Source organism: Microseira wollei NIES-4236 (assembly GCF_020521235.1).
Lineage (GTDB): Bacteria > Cyanobacteriota > Cyanobacteriia > Cyanobacteriales > Aerosakkonemataceae > Microseira > Microseira wollei.
On the sequence record NZ_BLAY01000119.1, the window covers coordinates 1 to 23,694 of the forward strand.

7 protein-coding genes and 2 pseudogenes are annotated in these 23,694 nt (G+C 48.2%); 6 read left to right on the top strand and 3 right to left on the bottom strand.

Annotated elements, in window-relative coordinates; translation table 11 throughout:
• Nucleotides 1-57 precede the first annotated feature (57 nt).
• Nucleotides 58-9,444: a non-ribosomal peptide synthetase gene (locus MiSe_RS31580; RefSeq protein WP_226587574.1), complete on the top strand. Its 9,387-nt coding sequence runs from the start codon at nucleotides 58-60 to the stop codon at nucleotides 9,442-9,444.
• A 116-nt stretch (nucleotides 9,445-9,560) separates the two neighbouring features.
• On the opposite strand, the gene MiSe_RS31585 is transcribed toward MiSe_RS31580, so the two are convergent.
• Together MiSe_RS31585 and MiSe_RS31590 are read right to left on the bottom strand one after the other, a co-directional pair.
• Nucleotides 9,561-10,646, bottom strand: a complete 1,086-nt coding sequence (locus MiSe_RS31585; RefSeq protein WP_226587575.1) for an RNA-guided endonuclease InsQ/TnpB family protein — start codon at nucleotides 10,644-10,646, stop codon at nucleotides 9,561-9,563.
• Nucleotides 10,646-11,287, bottom strand: coding sequence for an IS607 family transposase (locus tag MiSe_RS31590; RefSeq protein WP_444980579.1), 642 nt, complete (start codon nucleotides 11,285-11,287; stop codon nucleotides 10,646-10,648). Before MiSe_RS31590 ends, MiSe_RS31585 begins: the two co-directional genes overlap by 1 nt.
• Before the next feature lie 97 nt (nucleotides 11,288-11,384).
• On the opposite strand from MiSe_RS31590, the pseudogene MiSe_RS53035 reads away from it, so the two are divergent.
• From MiSe_RS53035 to MiSe_RS31610, 5 genes and pseudogenes are all read left to right on the top strand, one after another.
• A pseudogene (locus MiSe_RS53035) lies at nucleotides 11,385-12,503 on the top strand (AMP-binding protein); the annotation flags it as partial.
• A 765-nt stretch (nucleotides 12,504-13,268) separates the two neighbouring features.
• On the top strand, nucleotides 13,269-13,721 hold the full coding sequence (locus MiSe_RS53040) for a phosphopantetheine-binding protein (RefSeq protein ID WP_373872917.1): 453 nt from the start codon (nucleotides 13,269-13,271) through the stop codon (nucleotides 13,719-13,721).
• A complete protein-coding gene (locus tag MiSe_RS31600; protein ID WP_226587579.1) occupies nucleotides 13,714-15,576 on the top strand; it encodes a type I polyketide synthase in 1,863 nt (620 codons plus the stop codon). Before MiSe_RS53040 ends, MiSe_RS31600 begins: the two co-directional genes overlap by 8 nt.
• A 28-nt stretch (nucleotides 15,577-15,604) precedes the next feature.
• A complete protein-coding gene (locus MiSe_RS31605) occupies nucleotides 15,605-19,924 on the top strand; it encodes a KR domain-containing protein (protein WP_226587581.1) in 4,320 nt (1,439 codons plus the stop codon).
• Between the two features lie 165 nt (nucleotides 19,925-20,089).
• Nucleotides 20,090-21,538, top strand: a complete 1,449-nt coding sequence (locus MiSe_RS31610; protein ID WP_226587583.1) for a condensation domain-containing protein — start codon at nucleotides 20,090-20,092, stop codon at nucleotides 21,536-21,538.
• Between the two features lie 182 nt (nucleotides 21,539-21,720).
• Here the strand turns inward: MiSe_RS31610 and MiSe_RS31615 are convergent.
• Nucleotides 21,721-23,157 (bottom strand): annotated as a pseudogene (locus MiSe_RS31615) (MATE family efflux transporter).
• Nucleotides 23,158-23,694 lie beyond the last annotated feature (537 nt).

The following is a 23,694-nucleotide window of genomic DNA, read 5'->3' on the forward strand; positions in this document are numbered from 1 at the left end:
CTCATTCTCCCTCGGAGCGGTCAAGGGCACAGTCAGGAAATGTTAACCAGATAGCTATTGAAGGGCGAAAAGTTAACTTTAACTCCTGGCCTGATTCTCCGTCTCTTTAGAGCGGAGAGCGGCTCAAAAGGTATCGAAACTAGAAAATTAAAAGTCTCCCACGCCTTCCACTCTCCCCTCATGGAACCGATGCTGGATGCCCTAGAAGAGGCTGTCAGCCAGATTCAGGTTCAACGGCTACGTCTGCCACTGATTTCCAACTTGACTGGGCAGATCATGCTACCAGGAGAAATCCTTGATGCTAACTATTGGCGCAGCCATACTCGCAATACTGTGAGATTTACCACGGGGATAAATACTCTGTTTCAACAGGGTTATGAGCTATTTTTAGAAATCGGTCCGCAGCCCATTCTCTGCGGTATGGGTCAGCGGTGTCAGCAACAACCAAACATTTTCTGGCTGCCTTCCTTAAATCCCATCAAAGATGACTGGCAGGTGTTACAGGAGAGCCTATCTACTCTGTATGTTCGGGGAGCTGATATCAACTGGATGGGATTTGAGCAGGATTACTCGCGCACAAAGGTATTACTACCCACTTACCCCTTCGCACGAAAACTTTACTGGTTTGAAGAAAAAACTGTGCATAAAAACGGAGAAAAGTCAAGTGTTTTGTCCGAGCCACAGGGAGGTAGTCATGCCCAAACCACGCCACCAGAAACGATAAATATGGGAATAAAAGCTGTGCAGATCAATGGAGAACAGTTAAGTGCTTTGTCCAACAAGCCACAGGTAGGTATTAGTGGTGAAACCACGCGGCGAGACAGGATCGAGTCAACAGTGCGATCGATCTTTTCGGATTTGCTGCAATTAGCCCCGCAGGAAGTAAACGTTTATACACCTTTTCTGGAAATGGGGGCGGATTCGATTATTCTCGTAAACGCCGTACGCAGTCTGGAAAATACCTATGGCATAAAACTTGCTATTCGCCAGTTTTTTGAAGAATTTACAACTATTGATGCACTGACAAATTACATAGACCAGAATTTAGACGAAGCATGGGGTGACGTAGAGGCGAACCAGCCTGAAGTAGAACCGCAACAGCTAGATCAACCGACTGTTAATGTCCCAGCAACACAACCAATAATCCACACAGAAACGGCAAATCGAGTCACAGCACCAGGGACTGGAGCAGAAGCAATTATGATGCAACAGCTTCAGGTCTTGTCTCAGATTATGTCTCAGCAGTTAGGAGTCCTCCAGGGCAAAACTTTACCCCCAGAGCCATCGTTAGGGGCTGTTGCACAACCAACAGCATCTACTGTCCATTTTCCCAATCAATCGCCACAGAAATCGATTCGCAAATCAGTATCTTCTACTACTGATGAAGACTCCAGCAGAGCTACCCCTCAAGCCGGTTCACCCGTTCCAAGTTCGCGAGTTGAAAAGCCTATTGCCAGAAAATTCAACCTCACCCAACAGCAACACATAGAAGCACTGATAGCCCGTTATACCCAGCGCACCCAAAAATCCAAACAACTAGCACAGGCGCATCGGTCGGTTTTGGCAGATCGGAGAGCTTTTATCAATTTCCGTAGGGAAATCAAAGAGATCAGCTATCCCATCGTAGGCGATCGCTCTTTTGGTTCCAGATTTTGGGACGTAGATGGTAACGAGTATCTGGATCTAACAATGGGGTTTGGCGTACATCTTTTTGGATACAATCCCCCATTTATCGCGGCAGCTGTGCAAGAACAGATCGCGCAAGGAGTACACATTGGTCCCCAATCAAAAATTGCTGGCGAAGTAGCGCAGTTGATCTGTGAACTAACGGGGATGGAGCGCGTTACCTTTTCTAATACAGGCACAGAAGCCGTAATGACAGCGGTGCGTTTGGCACGAGCAACAACAGGTCGCGCCAAGATTGCCATGTTCGCAAGCTCTTATCACGGTCACTTTGATGGGGTTTTAGCTGTAGCCCCTGCTGCTGAAAATGGTAAGCTGCGCTCTGTCCCGATGGCTCCTGGGGTGCTGCAATCAATGGTGGATGACGTTCTGGTTCTCACCTACGACACTCCCAAATCCCTAGAAATTATCAAAGCTCACGCCCACGAACTAGCTGCGGTTCTGGTTGAACCTGTGCCAACTCGTCAACCAAATTTACAACCTCAAGAGTTTCTTAAACAACTAAGACACCTGACTCTAGAAGCAGGTATCGCTTTGATTTTCGATGAATGCGTCACTGGTTTCCGCCTGCATCCTAGAGGAGCGCAGGCGTGGTTTGGGATTGATGCAGACATCGTTACCTATGGCAAGCTCGTCGGCGGTGGTATGCCAATTGGCATAATTGCTGGCAAGTCGATCTATATGGATAAAATTGATGGCGGCTGGTGGCGATATGGGGATGATTCGTATCCTGAAGTGGAAACCACGTTTTTCGCAGGCACCTTCTGCAAACACCCACTGGCTATGGCTGCTGCACGGGCTGTGCTTAAGCATCTGAAAATGCACGGTAGCGCCCTACAGGAGCAAGTGAATCAGCGGACATCAAGGTTAGCTGAAACTCTCAATGCTTACTTTGAAGAAGAGGGACTGCCAATTCAAGTATGGTATTGCGGTTCAGTTTTTCGCTTCGCCTCATCAGGGAATTTCAGCTATCTATATCAGCCTTTGGAGATGGACTTGCTGGTTCATCACCTGATCGAAAAGGGAGTCTATATCTGGGAAGGACGCTCCTGTTTTCTATCCACAGCTCACACTGACGAAGATATCGCTCGTGTGATTCAGGCTGTTAAGGATAGTGTAGAAGAATTGCAAAAGGGAGGATTTTTTGCTAAACGCGCTGTCGGTCTGTCTGAAGGTGAGAAGGTATCAGGCGGTTCGTCAGTCATATCCCCCGACCCCCTAGTGCAACAGAGCCAGCAATTGCCACTGGATTTAATGCTGACTCCCAAGAATATCTGCGCTCGCCTCAACACCGAGTTAGCTCAATTAATTTCCCAGCAAGGTCTAGATGTACAAGGGGAATTATTAACCAAACTGGAAGTTTTGAGTATTAATTATGTCCTCAGAGCTTTTGTGCAAATGGGATGGAACTTCCATCTAGGTCAGCGCTTCTCAACGGCATTGATCGCAGAACAGTTGGGCGTAGTCAACCAATATCAGCAGCTACTAAATCACTTGCTGAAGATGTTGGTAGAAGCAGGTGTGTTGCGTCAAGTAGACGATCTGTGGGAAGTTATCAAAGTTCCTTTGAGTACCGACCTACAGGAGCCGGAAATTGCACTTCTAGTTCAACAATACCCAGCAGCTCAAGCTGAAATTACGATGTTTGGGCGTTGCGGACAGCGTTTAGCACAGGTGTTACGAGGCGAATGTCACGCTTTAGAAGTGTTATTTCCTTCAGGAGATTTAACCACAGCAACTCAGATATATCAGGATTCGCCTAGCGCTGTTGTGACGAACACTTTGGTGCAGAAAGTTGTCTCCAAAGCTTTGGAACGTCTGCCTCAAGGACTTGGCGTGCGAATTCTAGAAATTGGAGCGGGAACCGGGGGAACAACCTCCTATATTCTGCCTCATTTGAGCGCCGAGACCGAGTATGTATTTACGGATGTCTCTCCTTCGTTAATCTCCAAAGCTAAGAAGAAGTTTGGGGAACGATCTAACCGGCGATACCAAATTTTAGACATAGAACAAGAGCCTTCTATTCAGGGGTTTGATTGCCATGATTACGATGTGATTGTCGCCGCCAATGTGCTGCACGCAACTGGCAATATCCGTCAAACAATCGCACACATACAGCAGTTGTTGAGTCCTAGCGGAATGCTGGTGCTGCTGGAAACAACCGTTCCCCAACGCTGGTTGGATCTGACATTTGGGTTAACAGAAGGTTGGTGGAAGTTTAGCGATCGCGATTTGCGACCTTCTTACCCATTGCTTTCAACTGCACAATGGCAGGAACTTTTGTCGGAAAGCGGATTTAGAGAAGTTGCGCTCGTTCCCAGCCAGATAGAACAGTTAAGCGTTTTATCCCAACAGGCTGTAATTGTAGCCGAGGTAGCACCCAAAGTCTCTCTGAATCAAGCCCAAAAACATCTGAGCATTTTGGCACAGATGAGTGAAGAGGGTTCGGTGGCATACAATGTCTCTATTGGTCTGGAATTGAGGGGTTCATTTCAGCTAGCGGCAATGCGTAAAGCTGTGCAGACAGTTGTGAACCGCCATGAAGCACTACGGACAATTATCAGCAACCAGAACGATTTTCAGGAAATATTGCCATCACTGACAGCAGACGTGGCTTTGGTTGACTTTTCCAATCAGGGCAATCGCGAACGTGAGTTAAAAGTAGCTGATTGGTTGAAAAAAGAAAGCCAAGAACCTTTCGACCTCAGCAACGGACCTCTGTTCCGCTTCTCGATCCTCAAACTGGAAGAAAAAATACATTTATTGGTTTTGACAATTCATCACATTGTTGTAGATGGTTGGTCAATGGGCGTAATCCTACAAGAGTTAGGTGCGTTATATTCCGCAGAGTGTCAGGGTGTGGTTTGCCAACTAGAGCCACCGATGCAATTTAAGACATACATCGAGTGGCAGGAAAAGCAAAGCCAGACTGACGAAATGGCAGCCCATGAATCTTACTGGCTGGAACAATTTGCACAATCAATTCCGGTTTTAGACCTACCGACTGACCGTCCTCGCCCACGACTCAAGACTTATAAAGGTAGCAGGCAAACACGGCGACTCGATGCCAGCTTGACACGCGCAGTCAAACGCTTCAGTACAGAGAATGGCTGCACCCTATTGATGACACTCCTGTCAGTCTATACAACATTGCTTCACAGATTAACAGGGCATCCCGACATCATTGTCGGGATGCCAACGGCGGGGCGATCGCTTGAGGGTAGTGAGAAACTGGTAGGCTACTGTGCCAACAAATTGCCTGTACGAAGTGACATTGTTGGCTCTGAGTCATTCTTGGAGTATTTGAAAACCCTCAAGAATCGATTGTTAGAGATATACGAACATCAGGATTACCCTGGATCCCGGTTGATCGACAAGCTGAATGTAGCCAGAGATGCAAGTCGGTCTCCTCTGGTTACAGCAACCTTTAACTGGGATAGACCTATCGCTGTGCCGAAGATGTTTGAACTGGCGACAGACTTGTTTCCTAAACCTATCAGTTGTACTCCATTCGATATCAGCTTAAATGTCATGGAGGCAGACGGGGAACTGTTGTTGGATTGCGATTACAACACAGACTTGTGTGATGCTGCCACAATTGAGCGCTGGCTCTTGCATTTCCAGACATTGCTGGAAGGGGTTGTGGCAAATCCTCAGCAGTGTCTTGCAGAATTGCCCTTGCTAACAAAAGCTGAACGGCATCAGCTATTGGTGGAGTGGAACAACACCCAGACTGAGTATTCAAAAGACTTGTGTATCCATCAGTTGTTTGAGGAGCAGGTAGAACAGACCCCAGACGCCGTGGCGGTGGTGTTTGAAGACAAAGAGTTGACCTATGGGGAATTAAATTGCCGTGCGAACAAAGTAGCGCACTATCTGAGATCCCATGGTGTGGGACCTGCGGTACTGGTTGGGATTTGCGTTGAACGTTCTTTAGAGATGATAGTGGGGTTGCTAGGAATTCTCAAAGCAGGTGCGGCGTATGTACCCATAGACCCCGGATATCCTCTTCCGCGGATCGCCTTCATGCTTTCAGATACACAGTTGCCTATGTTGTTAACCCAACAGCGGTTAGTTGAAAAGCTGTCTGCTGGGGGAGCGAAGGTGATTTGTCTGGATTCCGACTGGGAGGTCATTAACCAGGAGAGCCAGGAGAACCCCACCAGTGGCGTGACGGCTGACAACCTAGCTTATGTAATGTATACCTCAGGTTCTACGGGTACACCCAAAGGTGTTTGCGTCATCCATCGCGGGGTAGTGCGTCTAGTTAAAGGAACAGACTACGTTAACTTCTCAAAAGAAGAAGTCTTCCTACAGTTAGCCCCCATATCGTTCGACGCCTCTACTTTTGAGATTTGGGGCTGTTTGCTCAACGGTGCGCGGTTGGCGATTTTCCCTCAAGCCTATACGCCATCTTTGGAAGAGTTGGGAGAAACCATTAAGCGATACCAAGTCACAACGCTGTGGTTGACTGCGGGTCTATTTCATCTAATGGTGGACGAGCGACTTGAGGATTTAAAGCCAGTACGTCAACTTTTGGCGGGGGGTGATGCTTTATCTGTTTCCCACGTTCAGAAGGTTCTGCGAGAGCTAGTAGATTGTAAGTTGATTAACGGTTACGGTCCTACTGAGAACACTACCTTCACTTGTTGCTTGGCGATTAATGCTTCTAGCCAACTTGGTCTTTCCGTACCCATTGGACGCGCGATCGCCAACACCCAGGTTTATATTCTCGACAGCCATCTCCAACCCGTTCCCATTGGTGTGGTGGGAGAACTATACGCTGGAGGTGCTGGTCTCGCCAGGGGCTACCTCAATCGCCCAGACTTGACAGCCCAAAAGTTCATTTCCCACTCTTTCGGCGATGAACCTGGAGTACGCCTCTACAAAACAGGTGACTTGGCGCGTTATTTACCTAACGGCACGATTGAGTTTCTAGGTCGCATTGACAATCAGGTGAAGATTCGCGGAAACCGCATCGAACCCGGAGAAATTGAAGCTGTGCTGGCGCAACACCCTGATATACTCCAGACTGCGGTTATCGCCTGGGAAAACGAACAAAGCGACAAGAGCTTGGTAGCCTATGTTGTCCCTGACCCGGAACGAGTTCCCAGTCTCAGTGATATGCGCCTCTTCCTCAAGGAAAAGCTGCCCGATTACATGGTGCCTTCGGCTTTTGTGCTACTAGACACCCTGCCCCTGACTCCTAATGGGAAAGTAGACCGTCGGAGCCTGCCAGCACTAGATCCATCTCAAAGGGTTTCCGAGGCAGGCTTTGTGGCACCTCGCACTCCCGCTGAAGAGATCCTAGCCTCAATATGGGCAGATATTTTAAAGGTTAAAGCAGGCATTTACGACAACTTCTTTGAATTGGGAGGAAATTCCCTGCTGGCTACCCAGATCGTTTCTCGAATACGGGAAGCCTTCTCGGTCGAACTGCGACTATCGGATCTGTTTGAAGCTCAAACGATCGCGCAACTGGGGAACCAGATCGCTGCTTCGGGCCACTCTTCTTCCGAGGTTCTGCCGATAATTGTTGCAGTGGCGCAGGAGAATGATGCACCTGTCTCTTTCGCCCAAGGGCGTCTTTGGTTTCTCGACAATTTTGAGCCTGGGAACCCTTCGTACAACATTGTGATGAGCTATCGCATTCGAGGCCCCCTCGACGAAGATATACTGGCAGCGGCGTTAAACGCGATCGTCGCTCGTCAAGAGTCGCTACGCACGAGGTTTCCAGCAGTCAATGGGGAACCCGTACAAAGGATCGAGACATCCTTGAAAGTAGAGCTAAACGTCTTTGATCTGAGGCAAATGGCAGAGTTTGAGGCTGGCAGGCAAATGGCCGAGATCTCTAGGAACGAATATCTCTGGCGTTGCGATCTGAGTCACGGTCCACTTTTCCGCTTTACAGTGATTCGACTCAAGGATGAGGAGCGCATTCTCTTTGTCAATCTGCATCACATCATCGCCGATGGTTGGTCGATCGGAGTGTTTAACCGCGAACTTAGTCAGCATTACCTAGCAGCGACAACTGGAGAGGCGTTGCACCTTCCTGAAATGCCGATTCGCTACACTGATTTCGCTGTGGGTCAGCGTGCGTGGTTACAGGGTGAGGTTCACTCGAATCAGCTTGCTTACTGGAAAAATCAATTAGCGGGACTTCCACCTTTACATTTGCCCACAGACTATCCTCGTCCAGCCGTTCAAAATTTTGTTGGTAAGAACGTGCAGTTCGCGATCGCGTCCCAAACAACGACAGCACTCGAAAGGCTGAGTCGCGATTGCGGGGTGACGCTGTTTATGACTCTGGTAGCAGCCTTTTTCCTTCTGGTCCATCGATACTCAGGTCAGGAAGATATAGCGATCGCAACACCGATTGCTAACCGCAACCGTCGCGAAATCGAGAATCTCATTGGCTTTTTTGTCAATACGCTGGTACTTCGTTGTCATGTTTCTGGAGATATGACTTTTACAGACCTCCTGAAACAGATACGCCCGGTTACGCTATCAGCCTATGCGCGCCAAGACTTTCCTTTTGAGCAAGTGGTTGAGGCGCTTGCCCCGGAAAGGAACAGCAGCCAGAATCCCCTAGTACAGGTGATTTTCGCTCTTCAGAATGCGGAAATGAAGCCACCTGTTTTACCAGAAATGGAAGTCGAATTCCTGGACTACGAGGCGCACACGGTACGCTTTGACCTGGAGGTACATCTGTTGCAGGTTGAAGATGGATTGACCGGTCATATAATTTACAACACCGATCTGTTTAACGACAAGACAATCGAGCGATTGGCTAATCACTTTGGGACTTTGCTGCGATCGCTGGCAACGAATTCGAGTCAAAGTATTCAACAGGTGCAGATTCTAGAAGCTTCGGAGCGGATGCAACTGATTCGTGCGGGGCTTAACAACTTCCATATTCCGTATCCGCGATCGCAGACAATCCACGAACTATTTGAAGCCAAAGCTGCGGAACAACCAGAGGCGATCGCGCTCATCTACGGCGAACAGTATATATCATATAGTTGGCTCAATGTCAAGGCAAATCAGCTAGCGAGATATTTGAAGACCTTGGGCGTGACAGAAGAAAAACCGATAGGGGTTTACCTAGAGCGTGGAATCGACAGCATCGTTGCTTTGCTTGGGATACTGAAGGCTTCGGCGTGCTACGTACCCCTTAACCCAGAAGATCCAGCAGCGCGAATACGCTTTGTCGTGGAAGACACAGGGCTTGACATTATTATCACAGACAGTCTTACAGCACAAAAGCTGCCGGCAAAATTCAACAACGCGGCTCCACAAGTAGTTTGCCTCGACCGAGAGCAAACAGCGATCGCCGCTCAAAGCGACGCCAACTTGCCTTCAGAAACAAAGCCGGAAAACCTTTGCTACATCATGTACACCTCCGGCTCAACCGGACAGCCTAATGGCGTAAGCGTAGTTCATCGCGGCGTGGTGCGATTAGTCAAAGAATGCAACTACGTCAAGCTCGACGAGCTTGACGTCCTGTTGCAATTGGCACCATTGACTTTCGATGCTTCTACATTTGAAATTTGGGGTGCCCTACTTAACGGAGGCCGTTTAGTAATTGCTACACCCGCCCGTCCGTCTTTAGAAGAACTGGGACAAATAATTCAGCAGCAAAGCGTAACCACCGCATGGCTCACCGCCAGCTTATTTCACTTGATGGTTGAGGAAAATATTGATGGACTCCGAGGAATTCGCCAGCTTCTTGCTGGAGGGGATGTACTCTCCGTTACATAAAACCTACTCAAACCTCATCACCACTTATCAAAGCTCTGCAATTAGGTAAGAGTATCGTTTATTTCCTGCTTCAACCTGGTAGTGTCGGCACTCACCAGTCTACAGGCTAGCATCGTCTAACTGACGACTCTTGACAAATTAATTGCTGCGTTTAAATCGCGGTCAATGACAAAACCACAATGCTCACAGTTGAACACGCGCTCTCCAAGGGAGAGTGTTTCTTTTTTGGTTCCACAATTAGAGCAAATCTTGCTGGACGGGAACCATCGGTCAACCACAACCAGCTTAGAACCATACAATTCACATTTGTAGGTTAACTGGCGGCGAAACTCAAAAAAACCCATATCGGCAATGGCTTTGGCTAGTTTGTGGTTTGCCATCATGCCAGATACATTTAAATCTTCAATTACTACAGTGCCGTGGTTTTTAGCCAGTATAGTTGTGAGTTTGTGCAACGTATCAAAGCGAATGTTGGCAATCTTCCTCTGGAGCCTAGCAATTTGCAATTGTGCTTTCTTCCAGTTAGCATAACCGATAACTTTACGACGGTGTAACCATTGCGTCCTGGACAACTTTGAAGAGTATTTTTTGTAGGAATTAGCGCCTGGAACAACTTCACCTGTTGAGAGAGTTGCCTGGTTCTTAATTCCGAGGTCAACGCCTACAATACTTGTCTGGGTTGATTTTTGTATTTCTACATCAAATCGAAAACTGATAAACCATCTGTCAGCTTTACGACTTATTGTTGCTGACTTAGTTAGCACCTGTGGCAGGTATTCGTAAGTCTTAAGAACACCAATCACAGGGACTTGTATTTTATTGTTCCCCAAGATTTTTACCTGGCCTTCTAACGTAAAAGAATCTTTTTGACCTTTCTTTTTGAACTTGGGCGCTCCTTTCTTTTTATTGAATAAATCTTTCCCTGCTTCACGCAATGCCATCAATGACTGTTGTGGCGTAGATTTGCTGCATTCATAGTACCAGGTATTTTCTGATTTTACCAGCGCTACTAACAATTTATGCAGGTCAATTGCACTGGGAAATTTCAGTTTCTCATCTGGATGGTTCTGGTTGTGGTCAAGGATGTTTTTGGTCAGCCACAACCCCCAATTCCACGCATGGCGCGCTACTCCACAATGTTTAGCTAACTGTACCCGTTGTTGATTATTTAGTTTCAACTCGGTCTTAAAACCTAGCAACATCAAGCCACCTCCTTAACTGCTTGAGTCATGCCATCAATCAACTTCTTGTTCTTTTTGCTTCTAGAGCCATAAAGACGATCACTGAACACTGTAATGAGTTCAAGCATATCTTGAACTAGCTCTTGCTCAAAGGTCACTTCTTCATTGGTTTTGTTAATGATGACCACCTCAGTTTCAAACTCCTCACACATAGCAAATACCAATTCAGCACCGAACCTTAGCAATCTATCTTTGTGAGTCAGTACCAGTCTAGCGACATCACCTTGCATAATGCGTTTCAGCAGTTTCTGTAGTCCTTTTTTCTGGTAGTTTAAGCCACTTCCTAAGTCTTGGATGGTTTCAAACTGCCATCCGTTAGCTGCACTAAACGCCTCTAATACTTGCACTTGGCGCACTAAATCTTCTTTCTGGTCGTGGCTTGATACTCTGGCATAATTAATGGTGATGCGGCGATCTAGCTGCTTTAAATCTCTTGGTGTAATGCGCTTGATATCAGTTAGATAAAACCTTCTTTGTCCCGATGGCGATCGCTCTGAACGGATTTTCCCTGAATCAGCCCACCTCCTTAAAGTTATGACTGAGATGCCTAGTTCTTTGGCGGCGTCTCCGATACTGATTGTCATTTCTGGAATGTCGCTCATCGTAGTTTCTGCTAGAGACTACAGTTCATTATCTTATCATTACAGAAGAAATGACAAGAGGTGATGAGAAATTTAGTTACAGCTTCTCACCCCACAGCGGGTGCAAAAGGTACTAGACCATCTCAGAGGCACTGTAGTGATTAACGGCTACGGACCAACAGAGAACACAACTTTCACCTGCTGCCATCGAATGAAAGACCCTTCGGAGTGCTGCGATGAGCAGGTTCCGATTGGCAGACCGATTTCCAACACCTACGTCTACATCCTCGATGCGAAGCGGCAACCCGTTCCAGACGGCGTAGTTGGGGAACTGTATGTTGGTGGAGACGGCTTGGCAAAAGGCTACTGGCGGCGTAACGAACTGACAGCACAGAAGTTTATGCCAGATCCTTTCAGTTCAGAGCCAAATGCGCGAATCTATCGTACCAAAGATCTCGTTCGCAGACGTGCAGATGGAATCATTGAGTTCATCGGTCGCGTGGACGATCAGGTCAAGATTCGAGGCTTTCGGATAGAACCAACCGAAATCCAAGCAAGTCTTGCTCAAAACCCAGCAGTTCGGGACTCTTTGGTGCTGGCGGCAGCCTCCACAACAGAAGATAAGATGCTGGTTGCTTATGTAGTGCCAACACCAGAATTTGTCTCAAAAGTTGCCAGCGAGAATCAGAGCGAGTCATTGTCAGAGAATCAGAAAGAAAATTGGGCCGAATTGTTCGATCAGCATCTTTACACTCAGCAACACCGAACCTCCGACCCCACCTTCAACCTCAGCGGCTGGGTTGATAGCTACACCGGACAGGCTATCCCCGCAGAGCAGATGCGGGAATGGTTGAACTACCGCGTGGAGCAGATCCTATCCCACCAACCGCGACAGGTTTTGGAGATCGGGGTCGGCACCGGCATGCTACTGTTCCGAATTGCTCCTGTAGCAGATAAATATGTGGGGGTCGATATCTCTCAGGTGGGTCTGGACTACGTCGCGGAACATCTGCCAAATCAACTCTCCGACATATCCAAGGTGGAATTGCACCTGGCTGACGGGGAGCAATTGAAAGGACGATACAAGGCGAAGTTTGATACTTGTATTTTGAATTCCACAGTTCAATACTTCCCCAGCGTGGACTATCTGATTAACGTGTTAGAGATAGCTATAGAGGCGATGCAGCCTGGAGGCATGATCTATCTAGGAGACATCCGCAACCTAACCACGCTCGAACCCTTTCACGCCGCCGTAGCATTGCGTCGAGCAGAAGATTCTACCTCGAAGAGTGAAATACAGCGTCGTGTTCGCCAACGGGTCTTTCATCAGAACGAACTGTTAGTAGATCCGCGTTTCTTTCACGCATTGAAGCAACGCTTCCCCCGCATCTCTGAGGTAAAAGTACAGCTTCAGCGCGGGAGTGGGTTTAACGAATTAACTCGCCATCGTTATGACGTAATTATTCGGCTCGATCGCACGCCGGAAAAACCCAGCCGACGGGAGGTGAGTCTGGACTGGCGTAACGATGAATTGGACAGCAAATCTCTGCAGGCGCGTCTGCAAAAGCGGGATTGGCATAAATTGATCGTGCGAAACATACCCAATGCCCGCATGGTAGAGGATTTGCAGGCTCTAGATTGGCTGAGGGAAAGCGGTGCTTCCGACACAGTTGGGGCATGGCGGGCACAAAGCAGAGAGAGGACATGGGATGCTGGGGTGAACCCAAACGATCTGGCGATCTTAGGGAAGGACTTGGGACTCGATGTGGAGATTACTTTGGCTCTTACCGGAGAAATAGGTTGTTTCGATGCAAGTTTCCAAATCCCAGTTGCGGAAGCATCCCAACCTCACAGGGAATCGCTAACAATTGCCCAGCATCAGACAACCCCCATTTCTGTTCCCGACTTGACGCGAATGGCTAACCTACCGCTCCAAGGCGAGATCGGTGCCGTGCTAGGACCTCAGTTAAGGGAACACCTGCGCGGAAATCTGCCAGATTACATGGTTCCCGATCGCATCTTGATATTGAGCCACTTCCCCCTCAGACCATCCGGCAAGGTGGATCGAAGTGCGCTACCACAACCCCATGAATTGAGCTTAGCCGAACGGACACAGAGCAGCCCGCCGGAACAAGGAATCGAGCAGAAGATTGCTGCGGCATGGCAGGACATACTTCAAATCGAGAACCTCAGCAGGGAGGATAACTTCTTCGATTTGGGAGGAAACTCCTTAACAATGGTGCGAGTCTGTAGCATTCTCCGAAAAACCTTGGACACAGAACTAAGCGTTGTGGAGATGTTCCAATATCCGACGATTCGCAAGCTGGCAGACCATTTGAAAACAAGAGATGGCACAGTAAAGCGGACTGCGGCTGACCAAAACCGGGTACAACAACAACTCAACGCTTACCGCACAAACAATTCCCCACGAAAAAGGAGACCTCGCCATGAGTAATCAGCAAAGCTTGAATGAAGTGTCTATTGCCGTCATCGGCATGGCAGGAAGATTTCCTGGTGCAGACGACCTCGATTCATTCTGGCAAAATCTGCGCGACGGGGTTGAATCGATCCGCCATTTCACCGACGAAGAATCACTCGCCGCAGGCATCCCAGAGAAATTAGTTCGCAATCCTCAGTACGTACCTGCCAAGGGAATCCTCTCAGATGTCGATCTGTTTGATGCCAATTTCTTTGGCATCGCTCCTCACGAGGCAGAATTAATGGATCCGCAACATCGCCTCTTTCTGGAAACCGCATGGACTGCCTTGGAGAATGCGGCATACGATCCGAAGCGATATGAGGGTTGGATAGGCGTTTACGCTGGTTCTGGAAACGTAACATACCTGCACCATGTTCTCCAGGACAAGGAAAACCTCATCCAGGCATCTGGGCAGACTCATGTCTTCTTCGGCAATTACCCTGATTTCTTCGCCAGCAGAGTAGCTTACAAACTAGGTCTTACTGGACCTGCTGTCGTAGTTCGGACAGCCTGCTCCACCTCATTGGTTGCCATCAATATGGCTTGTCAGGCACTGCTCAACTATCACTGCGATATGGCACTGGCTGGCGGTTGCTCGATTCACATCCCGCAAAAGGCGGGCTACATTTACGAGACAGGGGGAATTCCGTCCCCAGATGGACACTGTATGGCATTCGACGCCCGCGCTGCCGGTACTGTCCCTGGGGACGGAGTAGGTGTATTGGTTCTCAAACGACTTGACGATGCCTTGCAAGACCAAGACAACATTCTCGCCGTTATTAGGGGTTTTGCTCTCAATAATGATGGCTCAGACAAGGTAGGTTACACGGCTCCCAGCGTCGATGGGCAAGCCGAAGTAATTTCTCTGGCTCACGAAATGGCAGGTGGTGATTTTGAGGCGGTAGACTACATCGAAGCCCACGGCACGGCTACTCCACTGGGCGATCCTGTTGAGGTGGCTGCTCTGACCCAAGCCTTTCGCGAAAAGACCCAACGCACTGGCTTCTGTGCCCTTGGTTCGGTGAAAACCAATATCGGACACGTCGATGCTGCGGCTGGGGTTGCAGGTGTTATCAAAACTATTCTTTCACTGCGTCACCGCCTGCTGGTTCCGAGTCTTCATTTCCAGTCCCCCAATCCGAAAATAGACTTTGAAAACAGCCCGTTTTATGTGAATGCTGTGTTGCAGGAATGGCCGGATCGAGGCCAACCGCGACGTGCGGGGGTAAGTTCTTTTGGTATTGGTGGAACTAATGCACATTTGGTTTTGGAGGAAGCCCCAACCCGCCAAAACGGCTCTGGGCACCAAACGCTTCAGGTGCTTCCGCTGTCGGCTAAGAGTCCAGAAGCACTGGAACAATTAACCCAAAATCTAGTTGACTACTTAGAGCGTCACCCAGATCTCGACCTCGCTGACGTAGCTTTCACGTTGCAAGTAGGGCGGAGTGAGCATTCTTACCGTCGGGCTATCTTGTGTCGAACAAATTCCGAGGCGGTTGAGGCGCTGCGCGATGCTGCTGGCAAAGGGGTAACGGTGGTGAAGAAGGACAGTATTGGCAAGCCGATCTTCACGTTCAACGATGGTAAAAACGCTAACTGGGAATTTCTGTGCCAGATATACAAGGACGAACCTGTTTTGCCACAGGAACTCGATCGGTGCGCTGAAGCCCTCAAGCCTTGTCTCGGAGGCGATCTGCGCGAAATTTTGGCTACTACAGTGGCTGAAGGCGACTCCGCCTACACTCAAGCTGTATTCAAGGAAGAAGTTGTTTTAACGAACCGCTCCAGGTGCAGAGAACGCAGAGAGAAGAAGAGGAGAAGGTATAACTGAGAGGGCTATTTTCCAAGTTCTGGTCGATATGTGGCTTGCTGGGGGTGAAATCGATTGGCAAAAGCTTCACGCTGGAACAACGCCGGGACGGGTAGCTTTACCAACTTATCCATTCCAGCGTCTGCGTTATTGGTATGAACCAAAGCAAAATGCCAATGTTTCTACGCAAGCATTCCCAGTCCCGAAGCAACTGCCGCCGATTCCATTGAAAAAGAAGAAGGATATGGCGGAATGGTTTTATAGCCCCCAGTGGCGTCGCACTCTGCCACTTTTGCCATGCAATCCTTTAAATATGGTTCGCCACGGGAATAACTGGCTTTTGTTTTTGGATGAGTGTGGCGTTGGGCGAAGGTTTGCCCAGCATTTGCAGACTCAAGGAGTTAAGGTATTTACTGTTGTCCGCAGTAACGATTTTCAAGTTTTGTCGGGTGAAAGCTACGCCATAAATCCCACTGAGGCAAAACACTACCAGTTGCTGTTAGATGATTTGCAGCGGCGTCAGGAAATTCCAAGCTTTATCTTTAACTTCTGGTTTGTCACGCCGCCAACTGATGAGCCGACTCCGGAAGCTGGCTTCGAGATGCTTCTGTTTTTGGCACAGGCGCTCTTTGGACGCGATCGCTCTTCTACAATAGAGTTAATGATTGTCTCGACGAACCTTCACGCTATCGAGTCGGGCGATCGCATATGTCCTGCAAAGGCAACGCTACTCGGTCCGTGTCGCGTAATTCCTCTTGAGTATCCTAATATTGCTTGTCGCAGTCTCGATATCGAATTGCCTCTGGATGAAGCAGCGCAAGCGCGACTGATGGATCGTCTATTCTCAGAGGCAGCAGCGCCTGATGAGGAACCAGCGATCGCATATCGAGGCGAAAGTCGTCTGATTTTGGAGTACGTTCGCAAACCCTTAACCCCGGACGATAGTGATGGAAACGTTCGGTTGAGACAAGGTGGGGTCTATCTCATTGCTGGTGGACAAGGAGGTGTGGGGCTGTCTTTGGCAACCTTCCTTGCCGAGGAATACGCAGCCAAATTAGCACTCATCACCCGCTCGCCATTTCCGCCACGAGAATCGTGGAAAGACCTGTTGATTACGCCGCGTGCGGCTAACCTACAAACTTGGCTCGATGACTTGTACGCTGCGGAGTCGGCATGGTCGGAGCGGCTAGCGATCGCTTCTCTATCCGATTATCCTGGTTTGGAGTCAGGACTTGTGGAACTATGCCGTTGCTACGCATTTGATTACATCAAGGTAGCTTTGGCCCAATCAAATGAAGACACAGGTGTTGAGCGTCAGAAACTTCTGGAACGTCTCGGCGTGCTGCCCTCAATGGAGAGATTTGTTGATTACATGGTGAACCTCCTGGAAGAGGGCGGGGTAATCGTCAACAAAAACGGGCGACTTCATTTGGTACCAAATTCTAGCCAATTAAAAGATTCGGCTCGGATGAGTGCTGATCTGCACGATCGTTATCCCTTATTTACTGGAATGATTCAACTTTTGGATCGCTGTGCAGCGAATTATAGAGAAGCGCTCTCAGGTAAAATTCCCGCAATTAGTGTCCTCTACCCAGAAGGTCGATTCGATTTTCTCGAACAAGCTGCGAAAAACACTTTGGAACACAGCACAGAGCCTCACTATCGAGAAGTATTAGCCGAGTTGGTAAGCAAGCTGGCGACTAGGCAGAAAAAAGGTCCTTTACGGATTCTCGAAGTCGGTGCTGGGAACGGATTGTTGACACAAGTCGTCGCCCGGGAGCTTTCTAAACTTGCTCCTGAGACAGTTGAGTATTGGGTGACAGATATTGGTTCGAAATTCGTTGAACAGCTTAAGCAACGTGCTGAGAATGATGGTTTTGACTTTATAAAAACAAGGGTGCTTGACATTTCCAGCGAACCTACAGCTCAGGGCTTTGCTGCTGGCAGCTTTGACGCGATCCTGGCTCTAAACGTCGTTCACGCGACACCAAGTATCGAGAATACACTGTTTAATCTGCGGTGTTTGCTGGATCGTAATGGCATTCTGGCACTGATTGAAGTAACCAAGACACCCCCTTGGGTCGATATGGTATGGGGATTGTCTAAGGGTTGGTGGCAGTTTGAGGACAGCCATCTACGGAAACGTTCGCCTCTTTTGGGCCCAAATACCTGGGAAAAACTGCTGAGGGAACAGGGTTTCACATCGGTTGAAAGCTTGCCAGCTTCGGAGATGGCGCGAACTGCTAGTGACACAGCTTTAATAATTGCTCAGGTTCGCGGCGATAAAGTTGGAGATTCGCCGAATTGGAATAGCGAAGCCGATCGATCGGAGTTGACACGACATCGAATTCGCCGCATCCAGGAGATTGAACTCCGGGGTGGACAGGTTGAGATTTATAGCTGTGATATTTGCGATCGCGATGCGTTAGCCGCAAGCATTTCGGATGTAGAGGAACGCTTTGGCCCAATCAACGGGGTCATCCAATGTGCTATGGTACTCGACGACGGATTGATGCAACTGGAGACTCCTGAGAAAGCCAGTAAAGTCCTGCGACCAAAGGTGCAGGGTACGCAATTGCTTTTTGAGCTAACCCGCAATCCGGAACGCGACTTTTTTGCGATTAGTTCATCCCTAGCGTCTACCCTCGGACTACACGCCCAAGCGGATTATTGTGCCGCAAATGCTTTTCAGGATGCCTTCGCTCACAAAATGAACGCCCTAGGCGAGTCTTTTGTCTGTTCCATTAATTGGGGAATTTGGAGTGAAGCGGGTGCGGCGATGCGGCTGCTAATGGATGAGTCCTCTGTTGCGCCGCAACGGCACTGGGTTCCTTACCCCCTGTTCGAGCATTGCGTGGATACCGCGCCAGGTCGAAGAATTTATCACGGACGCTTGTCAGTACAAAGACATTGGATTGTGAGCGAACACTGGCTGGACGATCGCCCACTGGTTCCGGGTACGGGTTTCTTGGAATTGGCTCGAGCGGCTTACCAGCATTGGCACCCATGCAACGCAGTGGCACTGCGTGATGTCTTTTTCCAAGAGCCGCTGGAAGTAAGCGAATTTCAGGAATGCGAGATCCGAGTGGTTCTTGAAGACCGAGGAGATTACTGCAACTTTACCATCCTCAGCCAGGATAATGCGTCTCGCTGGTATGAAAACGTTCGGGGCGAAATTGCCGTCGTCAACGATTACCAACCGACAGTCTACGATATCGCAGCTTTGAGGCGTGCTTGTCAGGAGAAAAAAGCGGCTGATACGGGCGTTATCACTGCGGCCGGGAATATGAAGCGTTTCGGTCCGGTGTGCGTCGGCCCACGGTGGCATCGGACAATCTCCGACAAATATTTTGGTCAGGATCGGGCTATGGTTGAGTTGACCCTACCTGAAGATTATGGTGACGACTTGCAGTATTACAAGTTGCACCCAGCTTTGCTAGATGTGGCGACGAGTTTTGCCCTGGGTTCGGAAAGCTTTTATCTTCCGTTCAGTTACAAAAATTTGAAGCTCTATGGGTCGCTGCCGCGCAAGATTGTTGCCTACGCACGCTATTTGGATGACGGTCGTTCGGGCAAGGAGACAATCTCTTTTGATATCCTTTTACTTGATGAGGAAGGTCGCGAATGTGCGTTGATTGAGGGCTTTGTGCTGAAAAAAGCCACTGAGCGATATGCTTTGAGGGCGGCGCGTCCGGTGACTTCCCCTGACCTACATCCGGAACTACAGCAGGGAATGGGTTCTCAAGAGGGAGCTCAAGCCTTCCGTCGCATTCTCAGACAATCATCTCCCCAGGTGTTGGTTTCCACCCAGGATTTTTCGAGCGTGCAGGCTGGAAACAAAACTATGAGGGTGTTGCAGTTCAAGGAGAATGCTTTGCCCCGGTTACGGGAATTTACAATTTCTCACCTTTGGGAAAATAAAAATTCCCCAGGAGCAGACCATCAACAGCGCTCTGCTATGAGCGCCCAGCGTCCTAGTATTCGCCAGGAACGGCCAACTCCCTCAACAAAAGAGGGAATGACAGCGCTGTTGGACATCTTTCGCGAAGTATTGCATATTCGCGACATCGATATCAGTGACGACTTTTTTGAACTCAATGGCGACTCGTTGCAGGCTATTATGGTGACTTCCCGCGTTCGGGACGTTTTCGGTGTGGAACTGGGGCCAGATGCGCTCTTTAATTGCCCCACTCCGGAGCAACTGATGCAAGCGATCGCGCAAAAAGCAACCTTAGTAGTTCAACCCCCACCGAATCGACAGGACTCCACTAACTTTGACGAGGAACAACTCCGCAAACAGGTTGAGGCGCTCTCGGACAAGGAAGTTGAAGATCTCCTGAATCGCCTTGGCAAAGAAAATGAAACTTAATAAATAAGTTAACCGACATTTTCTGACAAAGCAGTTAAGGAAGCATCAGAAAACCTTGGAGTTGGCAAAAGAGGTGATGTGCCTATGTTGGAAAAACTTGCAATGTATAAATCGTCTCTTTCGTAGCTTTTCCAGCTGGGAAAACCTTTCAGGAGTGTTGAGTAAATGGATATTTCTAGCAACAGTTTGAGCAGTTCTGAAAAACGAAAATTGCTGGAGAAACTGTTGACCAAACGCCATGTAACTAAATTGCCGCTTACCTTTGCACAGCAGCGGATGTGGTATTTAGAGCAAAAATGTACTAGCGTTCCGGTCAATATCCTTTCCAGTGTTTTCCGGCTTCGGGGCGAACTTGATCTCGAAGCCTTGCGTCGCGCTCTTGACTACCTAGTTGAGCGCCAAGAGGCTCTCAGGGTAACTTTTTCTGTGGATGAGCAACAGGTTTGGCAGGTTATTTCTCCTGAGCGACAGGCTTCGCTTTCCGTTTACGAACTGGAATCGTTACCAGTAGAAGAACGCGAGACATACGCCCGTTCGCTGATCGATCGGGAACTCGAAACCCCGTTCGATCTTCACCTTGGCCCGCTTTTCCGCGCTCTGCTTCTAGTGCTGTCGCCACGCGAACATCTCTTGGTCTTCAATATCCATAACCTGATTGCTGATGGTTGGTCTCTCGGTATTCTGTATCGGGATTTCAGTCAAATCTATACTGCGATCGTAGAAGGTCAATCCTCGCCGTTATCCCCTCTACCGCTTCAATATACAGAGTTTGTCCAAGCTTTGCACCAGGAGTTTCAAGGAGAACGCAAGGAGCGGGAGTGCGCTTATTGGCGCCAGAAATTTCAAGGGCTATCGCCGCAAATTAAGCTCCCGCCCCCCGTGAAGATTTACAGTAGAGATAGTCAAGACTATGGTGTGATAGAATTCTCTTTTTCTGCGGATGAAGTTAACGGACTTCGCACTCTTGCACGCAGTCAGGGAGTGACATTTTTCATGTCTTTAGTAGCTGTTTTCAGTGCATATCTTCATCTTTATTTGCAGGAAGAGCGATTAGTCATTGCTACACCTGTTGCCAACCGTCACTCTACTACTAGCGAGAATTTGATAGGTTATTTCGTCAATGTTTTAGTTTTGGATGTGGATTTACGAGGAGCGCCGACATTTCGCACGCTGTTAGAAAGAATCAAAGCCGAGGCAAAAGATTGTTACGCGCACCCGCAGTTGCCATTCAATGAGTTACTTGCCGATCTGCCTTTTCCAGACCGCAATGCACGCAATCCGTTGGCTCACTTTATGCTTGCCTATCATGGATTTACAATAGAGCCTCTCAAGCTTCCCAAACTTGAAATCGAGCAGGTTGAACATCTTCACAAGATAGATCTCTCTGATAATCCCTATGAGATGGATATTCATTTTTGGGACAATTCCAAAACGAGCCTTTCTTCCCAAAAGCAAGCTGGATGTTTATCGGGTAGCCTGCTTTACTGCGATCGCTTTGATTCATCAACCGTTGCTCAAATCATTGTCGAATTTCAGAGCTTAGTTCGTCATCTGATCTCCTCACCCGATCTACCAATCGCGGCTTTCCCTATAGCTGACAAACATCATTTGTAATTTTACAAATCTTCGCATAGCTCTGTTCGCTTTCATAAACTCGCAAACATCGGCGTCTAGAACGCCGGTCTAGTAATAAAGATTTGGGTGAAGACTGTTGATAGTTCATAGTTCATAGTACAAGCGTAAAAATCGCCATGAACTATGAACCATGAACCGCCCACAACCCAAGACTTTCATGATTACTGGAGCGACGCTCTAGAGGTTGCCTGCTGTGAGGCTCCCTCGTCAATATTTTCCCTCTCAGCCATCTTCTTAAAATTCACCAGATAAAACCGCACCAGTAAAATTATGCTGGCTCCCGCCGGAGCCAGAATTAAACCGTACCATAAACCAATCCCGCCCCATCCTAAAGTTCTTGTCATTAGACACCCTCCGCCCAGCCCAACACCCCAGAATATGAAGATGTTAATTAGCGTTGGCACGCTGGTATCCTGCAATCCTAGCAAAGCCCCACCCACAATTACGTGAATGCTGTAAAAAATTAGGTAAACTCCTGCTATTTTTAGGAAAAAAGTTGCCGTTCTAATCGCCACAGCATTCTCTGGATTATTGATGTCCAGATAAATGGCGGCAATGTGTGAGGCAAACAGATCAAGACCAAGCGCTACAACGATCGCCAAAATCAGGCCGAACGCAATATTGACCAATATTACCCTTAGTGACCCCAAAGGATTCTTCTCTCCCATCATCTGCCCTACTCTCACCGTAGCACCATAAGAAATTCCTATCGAAATTGTCAAAAAAATATCTGCTGTTTGGATAGCTATTTCATGGCCTGCTAAAACTTCTGTCCCCAAATATCCCATCAGCCAAGCCGTAACGTTGAACTGCCCCACCTGTGTTGCCAACTGGATTCCCCTGGGCCATCCGAGCTGAAAAATTTTGACAAATATCTCTTTATCAAACTGATTCAGATAGCCAAAAAGCTGGTAATCCCTGGTCTTCGGGTGAAAATAAATCATCAAAGCTGATGCTAGTAAAGTTCCCCAATAAATCAGGGTAGTTGCCCAGCCTATCCCAGCTAAACCAAGGGCAGGAAACCCTAGTAAACCAAACATCAAGACGTAATTGGCAGGCACATTCAAGAGTAAAGAGGCAACTATAATTACTGTGCCGAATTGTGGGAAGTTGATGACAGCGGTAATTTCTTTTAAATATAAAAAGGCGATGCAAGCTGGTAATCCCCATGCTGTAGCGTGTAAATAGCTTTTTGTCAAAGCTACCATGCTTTCTTCTTGACCTAATAAAGGCAAGATCAAGTCACAGTTTCATAGCAGAAGCATCGCCGGTAAGGAGACAGCAGCTGCGAGCCACAGCCCCTGACAAGTAATACGGCTGACGCGATCTATTTCCTTAGCTCCAAAAGCTTCGGCTACAAGCGCTCCTCCTGCTGTAACAGTACCAGCGCAAATAGCTAACAGAGTAATAAAGGTGATTACACCCAAAGCACCCGCCGCTAAACTTTGAGTGCTAAGTAACCCCATCATTATCGAATTCACAACAGATATGGCAGTTTCAGCTAGTTGAGCAAATGCTAAGGGAACCGCTAATCCCAGGCTAACTCGTGCTTCTGTTAGAAGTTCTGACTTAAATTCTGTTGAGGTTATTTGCTCCATGAAACTGATTGTTAATTATCAAAATAGAGGACAGGATGAGCGCTACTCTTGTTTTCCTAAACGCTTTTAGCTTAGCATAGTTGCCCAAGGCTTTTTCAGGTTGAGAGTGCCTTTCCGGGTGTGGTCAAAACCCGTTGGTAGATGCGATCGCAAAAACCGCCCCCTTTGCTCACCTAACTTCCCTAACTTTCAGGAGTCATTGACGAGAATGATAATCAAAGGAAGCCGATGGCAAGCATTGCTTGCCCCTTTCCTCTAATGGTTATTATTATTGTTAATCAGTTATTACCAAAACAAAAAAACTCTGATGCCAAGCCGGCTTCTCATGCTAGCAGCAACTTATTAGTTGATTTTTTTCTAGACTTAACTGATACCAAAAATCATTCCACCAACCATTGGCACGAATAACTCTTAAAGCTAACATAGGACAGGCAAGCGAAGTGGAAAGCCACGCTTTAAATCTGAGTCCCGATTCCGCTCATTTGTTATTGAAGGGGCTGGATTAGAACTACACTCCTGCTTAGTTGGTGGGAAATA